11 protein-coding genes are annotated in these 16,453 nt (G+C 49.5%); 6 read left to right on the top strand and 5 right to left on the bottom strand.

Features of this window, described 5'->3' with window-relative positions; translation table 11 throughout:
• Positions 1 to 93: 93 nt before the first annotated feature.
• The gene (gene gadC, locus ACP3TC_RS04410) at positions 94 to 1,632 is read right to left on the bottom strand and encodes a glutamate:gamma-aminobutyrate antiporter (RefSeq protein WP_426817588.1); all 1,539 of its coding nucleotides are present in this window, start codon (positions 1,630 to 1,632) and stop codon (positions 94 to 96) included.
• A 98-nt stretch (positions 1,633 to 1,730) separates the two neighbouring features.
• Positions 1,731 to 3,131, bottom strand: a complete 1,401-nt coding sequence (locus ACP3TC_RS04405) for a glutamate decarboxylase (protein WP_313853322.1) — start codon at positions 3,129 to 3,131, stop codon at positions 1,731 to 1,733.
• 675 nt (positions 3,132 to 3,806) lie between these two features.
• Between ACP3TC_RS04405 and ACP3TC_RS04400 the strand changes: the two genes are divergently transcribed.
• The 5 genes from ACP3TC_RS04400 (at position 3,807) to ACP3TC_RS04380 (ending at position 10,047) form a co-directional block, all read left to right on the top strand.
• Complete coding sequence (locus ACP3TC_RS04400; RefSeq protein ID WP_426817587.1) at positions 3,807 to 5,273, top strand: amidohydrolase family protein; 1,467 nt, start codon at positions 3,807 to 3,809, stop codon at positions 5,271 to 5,273.
• A 117-nt stretch (positions 5,274 to 5,390) separates the two neighbouring features.
• A complete protein-coding gene (locus tag ACP3TC_RS04395) occupies positions 5,391 to 5,636 on the top strand; it encodes a hypothetical protein (protein ID WP_313853326.1) in 246 nt (81 codons plus the stop codon).
• 4 nt (positions 5,637 to 5,640) lie between these two features.
• Positions 5,641 to 6,690: a multidrug transporter subunit MdtN gene (gene mdtN, locus ACP3TC_RS04390; protein WP_313853327.1), complete on the top strand. Its 1,050-nt coding sequence runs from the start codon at positions 5,641 to 5,643 to the stop codon at positions 6,688 to 6,690.
• Positions 6,674 to 8,563: an FUSC family protein gene (locus tag ACP3TC_RS04385; protein ID WP_426817586.1), complete on the top strand. Its 1,890-nt coding sequence runs from the start codon at positions 6,674 to 6,676 to the stop codon at positions 8,561 to 8,563. Before mdtN ends, ACP3TC_RS04385 begins: the two co-directional genes overlap by 17 nt.
• Positions 8,564 to 8,592: 29 nt before the next feature.
• Positions 8,593 to 10,047 carry a TolC family protein gene (locus ACP3TC_RS04380; protein ID WP_426818236.1) on the top strand — a complete coding sequence of 485 codons (1,455 nt, stop codon included), beginning with the start codon at positions 8,593 to 8,595 and terminating at the stop codon, positions 10,045 to 10,047.
• 8 nt (positions 10,048 to 10,055) lie between these two features.
• On the opposite strand, the gene ACP3TC_RS04375 is transcribed toward ACP3TC_RS04380, so the two are convergent.
• Positions 10,056 to 11,507, bottom strand: a complete 1,452-nt coding sequence (locus ACP3TC_RS04375; protein WP_426817585.1) for an EAL domain-containing protein — start codon at positions 11,505 to 11,507, stop codon at positions 10,056 to 10,058.
• A gap of 580 nt (positions 11,508 to 12,087) precedes the next feature.
• Between ACP3TC_RS04375 and ACP3TC_RS04370 the strand changes: the two genes are divergently transcribed.
• Positions 12,088 to 12,939, top strand: coding sequence for a MarR family transcriptional regulator (locus tag ACP3TC_RS04370; RefSeq protein WP_313853330.1), 852 nt, complete (start codon positions 12,088 to 12,090; stop codon positions 12,937 to 12,939).
• Positions 12,940 to 13,032: 93 nt separating this feature from the next.
• Here the strand turns inward: ACP3TC_RS04370 and ACP3TC_RS04365 are convergent, their stop codons facing one another.
• A complete protein-coding gene (locus ACP3TC_RS04365; RefSeq protein WP_313853332.1) occupies positions 13,033 to 14,208 on the bottom strand; it encodes an HlyD family type I secretion periplasmic adaptor subunit in 1,176 nt (391 codons plus the stop codon).
• Positions 14,205 to 16,409, bottom strand: a complete 2,205-nt coding sequence (locus tag ACP3TC_RS04360; protein WP_313853334.1) for a type I secretion system permease/ATPase — start codon at positions 16,407 to 16,409, stop codon at positions 14,205 to 14,207. The genes ACP3TC_RS04365 and ACP3TC_RS04360 overlap by 4 nt, the downstream gene beginning before the upstream one ends.
• Between the last annotated feature and the right edge of the window lie 44 nt (positions 16,410 to 16,453).

The raw sequence follows: 16,453 nt of genomic DNA, 5'->3' as shown, positions 1-16,453 counted from the left end.
GCTATTCCCTCTCTAAACTGGGAAGCCGATCGCATCGAATTGCGGATAATTTGAGTGGATGCCGCTAGCGAACATCCACTCAATAATCAAACGTCAGTGAAGTTTTTTACCATCAACAATAATGTGATGGGTACTGCGTGCTTTCGGGTGGATAAAGAAATGCCCTTCCGGCGCGGTATGCGCCTTGATATGCACCAGCGTAAGGTTTTTAGCTCCCGCTTTCTTGTTGTGTAACGCGTAAATCGCAAAAGGAATCGCCAGCACAACCAGGAAGCAGACCACCAGTAAACCGGCATAGATATCGTTAGCCTCCGCGCCTGGTAAGCCTGAAGGCGGAAAGAAAGAGACAATAAATGCCACCAGCGAAGTCAGCAGCCCCACCACCGCAACCGAGATTTTGACCTTGTTACCACCAGGGATATTAAAGGTGCGTTTGTTGTTCGGTTGCTTACGAATCAGAGTGATATAAGCGAGGAACAACATGAAATAGCTGCAAAGATAAATCACCACCGTCAATGCCAGCGCAATCAGGAAGGACATATTATTGCCGCCTCCGGTGTTGGTCAGGATAATCAGCGCCACCGAGGTAATAATCAGCTGAGAGATCACCAGCACTACCGGCACGCCATTCTTATTCATTTTGGCGAACTGCGCAGGCAGAATTCCTTTTTGCGCCGTCACCAGCATTCCACGGGAAGGGCCGACAATCCAGGCGGCTATCTCCGCCAGCACGCCCAACAGCAATAGCGCAGCGATAATGCGAATCGCCCACTCAAAACCGCTACCAAAGTGATTGATAAGCACGCTAAAGGTCTGCATTACACCGGCAGAGAGATTGATCTGTTCGTGTGGTATCACAGCCGCAATCGAAAGGCCACCGAGAGAACTCAGGCAAATCGCAGCAAACATCAAAAGCAGCATGGCAAGAGGATAATCGCGGCCAGGGTTTTTCATTTCGTTGACGTGCGTCGCCGAAGCTTCAACACCCATATAACTAAGGATAAAGGCAACAAACACCACTAAGGTACTCATGCTGCTGAAGGTCGGGAAGAACGTGTCAGCACTCATTTCAATCGCAACCGGTGCGCCTGAACGCAGGTAACTGACCGCCAGGATCACCAGAATTGCCGCAGGTAAAAGAATACCGGCAAAAAAACCAATCTTGGCGATACGCGCGGTATTTTTGGTGCCACCAAACTGGGTTAGCGCCAGCCCCCACAAAATAATCAGTGCGGCGACAGTTTTCACTATCGGATCGTTGTTCAGCTCCGGCCAGTTGAGAATGTAGGAAAGTGCTCCCAACACAAAATAGAGCATGGGAATAAAGCCGACGGCAATCTGCAAATAACCAAAGGAAATGGCGGCAAATCCCCATCTTTCACCTAAGGTTTTCGAAACCCAGGTGAACACCCCGCCCTCTTCCCAGCCCTCAACCGTCGCCATTTCAGCGGCGCAAAGTCCGACCGGAATAAACCACAGAATCCCGCCTAATATCAGGAAAAAGATCAGTGCAAAACCGGATGTGGCAAAGGTTGGATATTCATATACGGCCATCACCATTGATGCCGTTATGGCGAAAAAGCCCAACAGCGTTAATTGTTTTGGCGCGGCTATAGTTTGTGTGCTAGCCATGACGTTTCTCCGCAATAAGCGAAATCGCTTTTCGGTTAATCTTTATCATTAAAAAGAGTGGCGAGTGAAAGCCACTCCATTAACAGGCCGGATTCAGATTAGCTGTGGTTAAAACCACTCGCTTCATCTTCAGACAGCGGATTAATCACCGGATGCTGTTCGAAATGCTGCAGCGCACGTTTCATATCTTCAATTAACAGGCAGCCGAGATCATAACTGACCCCATGCCGCACCAGAATGCGCTGAATGACCAGATCTTCCCGATTAGCCGGCATTGAGTAAGCCGGTACCTGCCAGCCGCGCGACCGCAATTTGTCTGCAAGGTCATACAGGGTATAACCACCGATATTTGCCCCCTCTTTCAGTTTCCATGCCAGCGCCGGAATACCTTTGTTGCTGTCGCCATCAAACAGAATTTCAAACGGCCCTAACTTGCCGATTTCATCAGAGAGATGCTGCGCCGTGGCGTAGCAGGCATTATGAATTTTGGAGTAGCCTTCACGACCGAGGCGTAAGAAGTTGTAGTATTGAGCGATTATCTGGCCACCCGGGCGCGAGAAGTTCAGCGCAAACGTCGGCATATTACCGCCAAGATAATTGACGTTAAAAATAAGTTCTTCAGGCAAATCTGTCGCTTCACGCCATACCACCCAGCCTGCTCCCAACGGCGCCAGGCCAAATTTATGACCCGAGGTATTAATTGATTTTACGCGCGGCAGGCGAAAATCCCATTCCAGGTCTGGCGCGCAGAACGGGGCCAGAAAGCCGCCGCTGGCACCATCTACATGCATTGGAATATCCTGTCCGGTATCTTGTTGCAATTTGTCGAGCGCGTCACTCACCGCTTTTACCGGCTCATACTGGCAGGTGAAGGTCACACCCAGAGTCGGCACCACACCAATGGTATTTTCATCTACGCGCTTGAGTACTTCTTCAGGACTCATAATCAATCGCTCGCCTTCCAGCGGGATTTCACGCAGCTCGACATCAAAATAACGGGCAAATTTATGCCAGCAAATCTGCACGGGTCCACAGATCAGGTTGGGTTTATCGGTAGAAAGCCCCTGCGCGGCGCGTTTTTTACGCCACTGCCATTTCAATGCCAGGCCACCCAACATGGCCGCTTCTGAAGAGCCAATCGTGGAGCAGCCCAGCGTAGTTTCAGATGAAGGTGAGTGCCACAGGTCAGCCAGCATACGCACACAGCGTGCTTCAATTTCCGCAGTTTGTGGATATTCGTCTTTATCGATCATATTTTTATCGATTGACAGTTCCATCAGTTCACGAATTTCATCATCCACCCAGGTTTGGCAAAATGTCGCCAGATTTTGACGTGAATTTCCATCCAGCATTAATTCATCACGGATGGCGCTAAATACGTTACGGGGATTACGCTCCTCATCAGGAAATTGGGATTTTGGCAACGAGGCGGCTAAATCGACTGAAGCATATACGTCATCATTATCATTGTGGTTACTAAATTCATTATTTTTGATCATAACAACCCTCATAATATTTACATAAAATTCATTCGGCGAGCTCACCAGAAAGTGCAAAATCCGACCGCCATCCGGCGATCGAAAAGTGCTATCAGATTTACTTTTTGAGTCTAGGACAATTCCTGGTAAAAATATCAACAGTTAAACAATGAAAAGCTAATTGTCGTCTAAAATCCCGGCCGTGATTGGTTATGTCACTGAAATGAATAAATATAAAATTATTTAATAATTTTCTGCAATCGGCCATATCGTGCAATCCATCCCCCGATCAGCTATCGCCTGCCAACCGGGCAAAGGATGAGAACACCCGTATCTCTCCCTCACTCATGAAAAATATCAATCATAAATTAAAGTTAACTATTTAGCCGGTTAGCACCTTGCTTGTAACAAGGTTTGCAGGGCAGGGATTAAGCCAATTCAGATCATAATTTGTGAATAAAATAGCTGGTATATATGCAGGTAAAACCTGAGTTAAGCGCCACTTATATTAATAGGGTTAATTAAACAATTCGTCACTAAAAGTGATTATTAGGGCAATGCGAAATATCCTCTATTGACTTTACTATCCGCAGTTATAAAAATTACCTCAGAATAAAGCATTATCGAAATTAGCTTCTACAATTACGACAAACATACCCCAACAATCCAATAAATAAGCTTGCCAGGAGCGGTGTTATGCAGCAACCCCCTTTGATTCAGCCTGACCATGAACATTCTGAAGCTTGCTTATGTCATAGCCCGGCATTTAAACGTATTAACACCGTATTAACCCGGCAAGCGGCAAAAGCGCAGCCTATTAGCGCTGCAACCGTCGCGGCGGCTATCCCTGAAGGGCAATTGCAGCATGCCAACATCGCCCATAATGCTGCGCAATTAAAAGCCATTATCAATGTTCGCATTTTTGACGGTGTTTCTGACCAGCTGCGCGAAGGAATGCAGGTGATTGTCGAAGGCAATAAAATCAGATCGGTTGAACCAGAAAACACCGCAATCCCTCCTGAGGCAGAAATTATCAACGGTGGGGGTGGCGTGCTGATGCCAGGCCTGATTGATGCCCACTGGCATGCCATCATGGCCAGACCTTCAATGATGACGGCAATGACCGCTGACTTTAACTATATTCAGGTACTGGCGATTGCCGAAGCACAGGCAACGCTGCTGCGTGGATTTACCACGGTACGCGATATGGGTGGGCCGGTATTTGGCCTGAAGCGTGCGATTGACGAACAGATTACGGTTGGACCGCGAATTTATCCTTCCGGCGCCTTTATCTCGCAGACTGGTGGTCATGGTGATTTTCGTATGCTCAGCGAAGTGCCGCGCGCCTCAGCCGATCCTCTGAGTTATATCGAACGAGTGGGAATAACGGCGATAGCCGATGGTGCCGATCAAGTGCTGCTACGCGCCAGAGAACAGCTGATGCGAGGCGCTTCGCAGGTCAAATTTATGGCCGGCGGCGGCGTAGCATCACTGTATGACGGTATTGATGTCACTGAAGGTTCAGTCCCTGAAATCCAGGCAGCGGTAACTGCCGCAGAGAACTGGGGAACTTACGTTACCGTTCACGCCTACACGGCGCGGGCCGTCACCATGGCGATTAAAGGCGGGGTGAAATGTATTGAACACGGTCAGTTGGTGGATGAAGAAACCGTCCAGTTGATGGCGCAAGAAAACATGTGGTGGTGTCTTCAACCTTTCCTTGATGATGAAGATGCGGTTCCGATGGCGACTGCGGCCTCACGCGCTAAACAGCTGGTGATGTCCGCAGGAACCGATAACGCCTATCAGCTAGCCAAAAAGCACAAAATTAAAACGGCCTGGGGTACTGATACGCTGTTCGATGCCCGGCTCGCTACCCGTCAGGGTGCTCAGTTGGCTAAGCTGATTCGCTGGTATACGCCTTACGAAATTCTCAAGATGGCGACCAGTGTAAATGCAGAGCTGTGTGCCCTTTCCGGGCCGCGCAATCCTTATCCCGAAAAGCTGGGGGTGATTGAGGCGAATGCTCTGGCAGATATGATTATTGTTGATGGCGATCCGCTAACCGATATCCAGCTTATTGCACAACCCGAACAAGCTTTCCGGGTGATCATGAAAAATGGACATATTTATAAAAATACCCTGGAACACCGTGCAGCTTAGTAAAGCGTCATAATCAGGTTAATGAGAGATTAAATGGAAAATACGGACTCCTTACGCCAACGTCGCTGGCCTCTGTCATTTCGTTCCAGGCATTTACGTTTCAGGCCGTTGGCTTTAATGCTGATAAGTACCTTTTTTCTTATCGGATGCCGCGACGCGGGTGCGCCAACATTTTCCCTGTTTGGTTCCTGGTTTCCACTCTGGTTAGCCTGTGCAGGCGTTGGCATCATCGCGGCGATCTTAGCTCGCGTGCTGCTGATTTTTGCCGGTATTGACGATGTGCTTCCCTGCCGATTACTTGTTTATGTATGCGTGGCACTTGCCGGCGCATTTTTGTCACTGCTGCTGTTTAATCTGCGTTAAAAAAATGAATACGGTGAAGGTGAAAGTGAATAAACGTCGGATAGCGGTAATTATCGCCGTGATTATCGTGATTATTGCCGCTATTTTGGGCTGGCTGACGCTGCGTCAAAGTACCTTAAATCCCTCCTCTCAGGATACGATAATCGGTGCCAGCGTGGTGAACGTCAGCAGCTCTGTCCCGGGGCGCATCCAGACCATTAATGTGAAGGAGAACGGCAAAGTCAAACGGGGTGATGTAATGTTTACCATCGATCCCTGGCTCTATCGCTTGCAGGTCGAGCAGGCAAAAGCGGAAGTGCAAATGGCGCAAGCCGCCTGGGACACGCAGCACCGCACGATGGTCGCAGAACAATCCAACGCGGCAATAACTGATGAGCAGGTTATCCGTGCGCGTGCCAACCTGCAGCTTGCCACGCAAACGCTGGCACGTCTGCAACCAATGCTGGCAAAAGGTTACGTCACCGCGCAGCAGATTGACGATGCGCGCACAGCAAAAAAAGATGCTGAGATCAGCCTGCGACAGGCACTGAAGCAAACTGTTGCTTCCGCAGCGTTGGTAACCAGTGCTGAAGAGTCTGAGGCGTTGCTTAAAGCGCGCCGTGCAGTTCTCGCCATCGCTGAACGAGAGCTGGAAAATACCGAAATACGTGCGCCACACGATGGTTTAGTGGTGGGGCTTAATGTCTCAGCGGGAGAATACGTGGTGCCCGATCAGTCGATTTTTACGCTGATCAACAGTGAGCACTGGCACGCATCGGCTTACTTTCGCGAATCAGAACTCGCACACATTAAAGTGGGAGACTGCGCGACTGTCTACGTACTGGCCGATCGTCAACGGGCGCTACAGGGCAAAGTTGAAGGTATTGGCTGGGGGATAAGTTCAGAAGATCAAATTAACATCCCGCGTAATTTGCCTTATGTACCCAAGTCACTGAACTGGGTACGCGTTGAGCAACGTTTCCCGGTGCGGATTAATCTGCAGGACCCGCCGGCAGAATTGATGCGAATAGGTGCCAGTGCGGTAGCGATTGTACGAAATGAAGATGGTTGTTGACGGCTTCTGGAGCAAAATGCTTCGCCAGGTAAAGCGCGACCTGGCCCCCTTCCCCGGGCGATTCGCCACGGCGTGGCGCGTCGGCGCACTCTGCGCGCTGATGGCGCTGGTTGCTATGTTGTATGGCATCCCCGAATCAGCGATTAGCTGTTACCTTATTTTGTTCGTGATGAAGCCGGACGCCGTCGAAAGCATGGTGATGGCAATTGCGGTAACGCTATTGGTCTCTTTGGTGGTTGGATTAATTCTGCTGATTCTTCCTTTCACTCTTGAATCTGCGCCATTACGGATGGCAGTGCTGGCCGCCAGCTCTTTTTTCTTTCTCTGGCTGGGCTCGGCCAGCAAACTGGGACCGGTAGGCAGCATTATCGCTCTGGTGATCGCTTTTATTATGAGTCTGCTTGGCGATGCTCCAAATGGTGAGTTAGCGGTTCGCGCAGTGCTGTACGCCTGGCTTATGGCGGCATCACCGATGCTGTTGTTAGTGGCTTTTAATCTTTTTATCGGCCGTCCACCGTGGAAATTGTTACGTGTAACGCTGGCTGAACGCTTACAGCTTGCCGCTGAAGCATTACAACAGCCAGACGCCAGCAATCTGCGTAAAGTGAAAGAACTGCTTCAGGAAGGGCAAAGTGAACATCAGCAGCGCGTAATGCTGGTGCGGATTTTTCATCTGCGGCCTGCCGCCGAGGTCACCTGGCTTTCAGCCGCCGTAGCCAACAGCTATCAGCTGCTGCTGGCTACGTCTGCCCTCAGCAGAACGCTGCCGGAGTCGACTCGTGCAGAACTGGCCGCCTGCTGCCGTTCCGCCGCGCAGGCTGTTGCCGCTGGCCGGAAAATTGAACCGCCATCGTTTACCCAGCCTGGCAACGCTGAAGAAATACATACCGCGCTGGTGAAACTCGCCACGCCAGATACCACAGCCGATACCGGTGTGGCTTCTACCCCCTTTTTAGCCAAAGACGCATTGACCAATCCGGTGCACCAGTACTTTGCCTTAAAGACCACGGCGGCCAGCATTATTTGTTACCTGGTTTATACCGCACTGGACTGGCAGGATATTCATACCGCAATGATCACCTGTTATGTCGCAGCACTCGGAACGACCGGAGAGACCGTACATAAGCTAACGCTTCGCATTATCGGCTGCCTTATTGGCGCATTGATGGGGGTGCTGTCGCTTATTTTTATCGTTCCTTATATGAGTGATATTGGCCAGTTGATGTTACTGGTTTTCGTCGCATTGCTGCTGGCTGCATGGGTATCGAGTGGTAATGAACGGATCGCTTATGGGGGAATCCAGATCGGGCTGGCGTTTTTACTTACCGTATTACATAACTTTGCCCCGAGCAGCGATTTGTCGGTTGCGCTCGACAGAATACTCGGGATTCTGTTAGGCAACCTGGTGGTGTATTTAGTCTTTACTTATCTGTGGCCGGTCGCCATTGCCGATTCTGTTCGCAAGCACATCCGTAATCTGCTCAGCAGTTTACGCGACCAGGCGGCCTTGCCATCTGCCGCTCGCCTGGCAGCGATAAGACAAGCGGCCAGTATTGAGGAAGAGCTCACCAGCGCCCGCGAGTCAATGAAATTAATCTCTTTTGAACCCTCTTCGCTGCGCCCGTCGCAAGAAGAGTACCAACGCCTGAAAGATATCCTTAAAGAAATGGAAAAACTGTGTCCGGCACTATTTTTATCTTCAGAAACATCATCCTCAGATGTGGAACGGCTCAGTCGGCTTTGCAACGGCGAAACGGTTATCCGTTCAGCAGCAGTAAAAAGCAGCAGTCACGATGCGCCGCAGCCAGCAGAACAATCGGTTGAACATAAGATTCAACGCAGTATCAAGCGACTTGAGGAACTTCTGGGATGATAAAGCGCTTAGTATTTGTCGCTCATTTAATGAAAATACCGGTTTTCGCGACAGCAGCCGCAGTATGTCTGCTGGCCGGATGTGCCACGGGAAGTCTGGATCTGGCACCTGCCAGCCCGGTTTCCCCCTGGGCGCCTGACGGCATCAACCAAAATAATTTTGCTGTTCCGGCAAACTCTGCAGTGGCTGACCTCTCTCCACCTCCGGCGATAAATCAGCAGCACGTTTATCCATTATCTGAACTGATCAATATTGCCCAGATGCAAAATCCGGATACCCGCATCGCCTGGCAACAGGCGCGCCAGGCGGCGCTGGCGGTTGGTATGGTTGAAGCCACTTTTTTACCGATGATCTCAGCAAGTGTTATCGGTGGATATCAAAGCACGCGCACGCCCTTGCCCTATGCAATCGGCGATCAACACGATCTGGATACCAGCGCCAGCGCCGTGGTTCCTGCACTGGCATTACAGTGGTTAATCTTCGATTTTGGCCAGCGAAGTGCCTTGCAGGAGGCGGCAAAACACACCTCCTGGGCCGCCAATGTGGCTTTCAACGGGATGCATCAAAAGATTATCTATGATGTCACTCGCACCTATTATCAATACGGTGCCGCGCAGTCACGACGAAAAATAGCCGAAGAGACACTGCTGAATAGCCAGAAAATTCTTGATGCTGCTCAGACGCGTAACAAAAATGGCGTTGCGACCACGATAGAAGTGGCGCAGGCTCGTCAGCAGGTCGCGCAGTCGAAATTGAATCGTGTGATGGCGCAGGGAACAGAACGTGACGCGTTGCAGGCATTACTGGCAGCGATGGGCATTTCTGCCTCATCGCAAATCAAGGTAGCAGATGCGGGGGATAAACCTCTGCCGCAAACCGCCAGCGTTCCGACCCAGCAAATGATAAAACTGGCACTTTCCCGCCGTCCGGATGTGCTGGCAAGCTATGCTGCCCTTCAGGCCGCGACGGCAGGTATCAAAGCAAGCGAGGCGGATTTTTTGCCCAAAGTTTACCTTGCCAGCGCGGTCGCCGGCGGGCACGGGCGCTTTGATATTCAGGGGCTGCCCTCGATTGGTCAGCAAACTTCTTCCTCAAGTATTTTGTTGGGCGTTAGCGTACCGCTTTATGATGGAGGATTACGCGCAGCCCGGGTAAAAGAGGCTGAATCTCGCGCCGCGGCGGCAAACGAAACATTCCAGAAGATTCAGGAGGATGCGGTGCGGGAAATTGTGGTGGCTGCCGATACGCTACGATCCGCGCTTGAAGCCGATAAGGCGGCATCTGAATTGGTAGAAACGGCATTTATTACTTTCGATGCCGCACTGGATTCCTGGCGAAACGGCGTAGGGACCATCACCTTTGCCAATGAGGCCTCGAATGGCCTGCTGTATGCGAAACAGATGAGCAGTGATGCCCATGCCGCCGCATTAATCGCGGCGGCTAATCTCGCCTTTGTTATGGGTCAAATGACGTCGGCAGACTAAACGGAATATCAGCTGAACTGCCGCACCATGCGATCCATCTCGGCTTCTTTGACCGGTTCGGAGAGATAGAATCCCTGGAAGCTATTCACTCCCATTGCGATCAGCGTTTCAAATTTATCCTCACTGTAGACACCTTCGGCAGTGCAGAGGGTTTCTGTCATTTCGCTGTAATACAAGATAGCTTTTATCAGGCTGCAATCACTCTCATTACTGCCAAATTTATCCACCAGATCTTTATCGAGCTTCAGACCATCAAAATGAACATGCCGTACCGGAAACATAACATGGTCGTTGGAGAAGCAGTCATCAAGCACCAGGCGACAACCGATCTGACGGATACGGTTCATGGTAACCGGAATTCTTGGATCTTTGGTTACGTCGATGCTTTCAGCAAACTCAAACACCAGTCTGTCAGCCCATTCTGGCTGATGCAGCAGTTCAACGGCTTTCTTTGCCATGCCCGGCAAGGCATCTCCTGAAGAGAGCTCGGGTGGTATATTTACTGAGAAAAAGTATTTGCCGTTATATTTATTGATTCCACGTACCGCAGCATCCAGTACCAATGCTGTAAGTTTCAGCCAGGTATTTTTGTTATTCAGATGCGTCAGGAATTCTGCCGGTTTCTGAATGCGCCCGTTTCGACGCCAGCGCAACAAAATTTCAAAACCGGTGGCCTGTTTTTTTCTGTTGGTTATCACCTGATAGACAGGGAAAATTCCTTTACTTTCAATGTCATCATTAAAAACACTTTCAACATTCTGTATTTTTGATAGCTGAGAATCCCGGATATTACGCGATAAATCCCTGGTCATTTTTGCATCATTGAGCCAGCGCTGAATAAATTGCATTTTGCGCAGACCTTCATGCCGATGGGTATAGATGGTTTTATCGGCAAGCCCCAACCGGCGAGATTGTACTTTCACCGGCACGCCGCGATAAAAACTCAGTACCGCGTCCAGCTCCCGGCTGCTTAATCCGTTATAAACGCTGCCGGTCAGGCGCTCTTCCATTCTTGCCGCCACTTCCAGCAGGTGGAAATCATCCTGAACAATCTCATGGCACGTCAGCGATGAGCCCGCCACGCGAATCGCTGATATTTTATCTTTATCATAAACCAGCGATAACAACATGCGGTATAACCAACTTAAGGGCAGGCTACAGAGGATCAGCACCGAAACCGGCTTATGAGAATAATTCAGCAGGAAAACCAGTTTTTTAAGCGTACTGAGAACCGAGCTAACATCCCCCTGCAAAAACACGGAAATGCGAATTTCACTGGCTCTGAAAATAACGTCAAGCTCATCTTTTTTAACATGATCAGCATCGTATACAACGCGTGAAGCGTCGATACCTTTACCTGCCAGAAGGCGCGAAAGGCCTTCATAGGCAAAGCTACACGCTGAGATTATATAAGCGTTTGTATAGGGGTTCTGAGCGTTACCATCAGCAATCCTGGCCATGACCCTCTCCTTTAAGTAATATCCTAAAAAAAATAAGCAACATCTAAAATAAAAGTGAACTTATCTTAAAACTGGTGAAAGAAAAAATAAGGAATTAAATGTCACTGCCTCTTTGCATAGCAAATTTATAATCACAGACAGAAGTTAATATACTGTTAAAAACCAAAGCAAACCATTGATCAATGGTCTTCACTCTATTGTCAACAGCCAGAATGATAACAAATGAAAAACATTACCACCATAATTAAATTACCACAAAAAAACGGCGCCAACTGCTCTGATTATCCTGCCTGTTTAAAAACATTATAAAAATCATTGTTATTATGACCACGGTGTACATATCTGAACTAATTACCATAGTAAGTTAACGCAAAGATTTTCATTGAAATAGAGTCTTAACATCTGATTTACATCACAGATGCTAAAAACTGGATAACGCACAAATCGGCACATCAAACTGCCGTTCTTTGCAAATATAAAAAGTAATATGCATTCACTGCATGTATAATATAGATGTCGACTCATATAAGAGAGAGATACAAATCAACAATCATTGATACGATTTGACACAGGAAAATATATGGAAATACATATTTCCTCAAAGGCATTGCTGTGCCGAAGTAACATTATAAAAAATAACCCGCGATTTAACGAAGCCATCAGAGAACACTTTCGCATCAATGATGAAATTTATAAGAAACAACCGCTTTTTTATAAAACAATGCTACAGGAATCGAGATTTAATATAATACTTTCAATGTGTTGCTTCGTTTTTGGCAACCAGGCCTCGTCCGTTTCAGATATAAAAACCTTATGCTCACGCTATAAAATTGCCAGCCCTAACAGTGTTATCGCGATTATTACATTACTGAAAACCACCCATCGCATTAAGACCTGGCGTAGCGAGGAGGATCGGCGCAAAGTTTTAATCCAGCCAACGCAAAAGGGTCTGGATGAGCTTAAAAGATATATGTCAGGTGCATTTTTACCGGTAAACATACTGTTTCCCGCGTACAACACAAATGTTGATATGCTGGATAATGACACTTTACGCCATAATTTTTTTCGTCGCGCTGCTGAATATCTTTTTCGCGGAGTGACATTTAAAAAAATACTGCCAGAAGTCGGCCTGTTTATAGAAAAAGATGGCGGGCGCATGATCATGCTGTATCTTTATCTACAGGCGACCAAAAACATGAATGGTCGAGGAGCAGTGATTGATTATTCTGCCAGCATACTGGCAAAAGAGTTCTGTGTATCACGCATCCATGTCAACAGGTTGATCAAAGCAGCACAAAATGCCGGATACTTGAAAGAGCGTGAAAATGGCTCAATTGAAATTTATCCCAGCTTTATTCAGCTGGTAGAAAATTACGCCGGGTTATACTTTGCTTACATTACCCATTATCTTAACATTCACCCGACTGAATAAACTCACCTTTCAGCCGATGCTCATAAGATGACGACTGATTGTAACCTGCCGGCATAAATGTAAATGGCGACCGCTATTAGCGATCGCCATTTTTTATCTTTCGCGCAGCGCTTCCTTCGCTTTATTTAACGGTTTCAGCAAGTAATCGAGGATGGTTTTACTGCCGGTTTTAATATCAACGGTCGCAATCATGCCAGGAAAGATCGGGAATTCCTTACCTTGTTTATTGACCAGATGATTGCTGGAAGTACGAATGTATACCCGATAGTAGTACACATCTCGCTTAACTTCATCCTGAATGGTATCCGGTGAAATCAACGTAACTTCACCTTCCAGCCCACCGTAAATCGAATAGTCGTAAGCAGTAATTTTTACCAGCGCTTTTTGTCCGGGATGGATAAAGGCGACATCGCGTGGTGAAATTTTAGCCTCAATTAACATCTGATCGTCCAGCGGCACCAGACTCATTAATTTTCCGTTGGGTGGAATAACCCCCCCGACGGTAGTAACGTCGATATCTTTTACTATGCCACGAACCGGCGCATTAAAGGTCAGCCGGGTCAGGGAATCTTCACGCCCGCGCATTACCGAGCGCTGAGCTTCAATTTCCGCATTCGCTTTGGCTAACTCTTCACGCGCGCGCACATAATACTGATTTTGCATTTCGGTGATCTTATTCTCCAGCTCGTTTTTCTGACGCTGAAGACGAAGCACTTCAACACTACTTGCCGCCCCCTGCTTGACTAACGGCTGGGTCAGCGAAAGTTCGCGCTGCACCAGCGCTACGCCCTGACGTAAACCTTCTAATCCCTTTTCCAGGCTTTCGCGGCGTGATTGATAAAGTGCCGTCTCCTGCCTGACCAAATCGGTATCGTCGTCCAGCTCGGCGGGAAACACCAGTTCTCGCGAGTTAACTTCAGCGTTAAGGCGTGCCGCGGTGGCTAAAGCAGCGTTAAGACGCGACCCGCTCTCCAGCACGCCCGACTCGGTTTTTGTCCGGTCCAGCTGCGCCAGCTGCTGGCCACGTTCAACAATATCGCCCTCATGAACAAACAATTTATGGATAATGCCGCCTTCCAGCGACTGAATCACTTGTTCATGCGAGGACGGCACCACTTTGCCACTGCCGGTCGTTACCTCATCCAGATTAAACAGGCTCGCCCAGATAACAAATACCGCCAGTAGCGCAAACAGGCTCCATGCAACCAGCGTGGAGCGCGGCAGGCGCGGCTCACGCAGGCCGCGATTAAAACGGCTAAAATCATTCATACCGTTCCTCGCTCTGAAGTGGTTTTCGCCGGCGGCTCTTTCTTCATTGTCACGGTACGCTGCGGCGCTTTCGGCGCGGGTTTCTGCGGCGTCATACCGTGCTCACGTAAAATGGCATCACGCGGCCCGTCCATGACTATGCGGCCGTTATCCAGCACGATGATGCGGTCTACCAGTTCGAGAATCGGCAGGCGATGGGTTGCCACCACCAGTGTGCGCTGCTTACCGAGCCAGTTATTCAGATGATGGATAAACTGCTTCTCACTGACCTCATCCAGCCAGGCCGTCGGTTCGTCAAGCAGCAGAATATTCGGCGAGGTCAATAGCGCACGGGCCAGCAACAGTGCCTGACGCTGCCCGCCAGACAATCCGGCACCGCCTTCACTAATGACATAGTTAAGCCCCATTTTCTGCTTACGCACAAAATCCAGCGCACCGCTGATAGTCAGCGCATGATGAATCTCTTCATCGGTTGCCAGTGGGTTGCCCAACATAATGTTGTCCCGCACCGAACCAAAGAACAGCCGCGCCTGCTGGCTGAGTAACTGCATGTCACGGCGTACGTCCGCCGGGTCAAGATGACTGAGAGAAATATCATCCAGCAGAATGCTGCCCTGCTGCGGCTCCTGCATACCGGCCAGCAGCTGTAACAAGGTACTTTTTCCTGAACCGTTGCGGCCCAGCAGCGCAATTTTTTCACCGGCCTTGATTTGCAGGCGTGAGATATTCAGTACATTCAGCTTCTCTTCTTCATCGTAATAAAACCCGAGATCTTCAAGCTGATAATTACCGCGCAGATGCGCTTTATGGACTTTTTTGCCGCGTTGCGGCTCATCGATTGGCCGCTGCATCAAATCATCCAGCCCTTTACGCGCTACTTTCGCCGACTGCCAACGTGACAGCACGCCGGAAATTTGCGCCAGCGGCGCAATGGTGCGTGAGGCAAGGATCGAGGTGCCCACCAGTGCGCCGGTGGTCATATCACCGGCAATCACCAGATAGCAGCCAACAAGCAGCACCACCGCATAGACGATGGACTGAACTTCCTGCGTCCAGGTAAGCAGTAATCCGGTCAGCCAGCGTTGTTTCATTCCCACACTGGCCGCTACGTCACTGGTATTATTCCATTGATTCTGAAAACGTTGCTCTGCACGCATCAGTTTGATGTCTTCAAGGCCCTGCACCGCCTCAACCAGCGTGGCGTTACGGATTGCCGATTCGCGCATTCCTTCACTTGAGAGCCTGCCCAGCGGCCGCTGAACCAATAGTCCGGGGATAAGCAGCAGCGGCACCGCCAGCAGAACCACCAATACCAGCGGCCCGCCGATCATCCACAGAATAAACACAAACAGCAGGAAGAACGGCAGGTCCGATATCGCCGCGATGGTGGTGGACGTGATCAGTTCACGCACCGATTCCAGTTCGCGGATCTGGGCGATAAACGAACCGGTGGATTTCGAACGCGCACCGTTTTTAATGCGCATGGCATGAGCGAAGACGCGTTCAGAGATACGCAGATCGGCACGTTTACCGATTACATCAGAAATATGCACGCGCAGCATGCGCATAATAAATTCAAAAAAAATCGCCAGCATTACGCCGCCGAACAATACCCACAATGTTGCTTCAGACTGCGATGGCACCACGCGGTCATACACCTGCATGGAGAAAACCATTCCTGACAGCGCCAGTACGTTAGCCGCCAGCGCGACCAGCATAATATCGCTGTACCGACGCCAGTCTTTCAGCGCCAGTTGCCAGAACCAGTTTTTCTCATACGGTTTAATATAGTCATCAACGCGTGCATCCGGAGTGGACTCCAATGGGCGCAGCACCACCAACATTTTGAGTCGCGTGCCCAGCTCTTCACGTGTTAATACGGTTTCAAGGCCGCCGTCGCCGCTGAATTGCAGGCAAACGTTGCCGTCTTTATCCATGCGGTTGATGACCGCGATTTGTCCGCCGGTAAATTCCGCCAACAGCGGTAAACGCCAGGGATCGAGCAGTGCGCTATCCGCCGGTACGATGCGTAATCCGAGACCGAGTTGACGCGCCATATCTTCCAGTACCAACTGACGAGGCGACTGACTTTCATGACTGATAGTGACCCGAACATGTTCCTGAGAAAAGTCGAGGCGATAGTGTTTAGCAACGATGAGCATGGCCTGAAGCCAGGGTTCAAACTGCGGATGAGTCTTCATAATGTTACTTCCTGTCAGCGCGATCGTTACAAACTTAAATGATT

Source organism: Winslowiella sp. 2C04, from assembly GCF_050037805.1.
Lineage (GTDB): Bacteria > Pseudomonadota > Gammaproteobacteria > Enterobacterales > Enterobacteriaceae > Erwinia > Erwinia toletana_A.
Note: the sequence above shows the minus strand (reverse complement) of the source record. Positions and strands in the feature narration are given on the sequence as shown.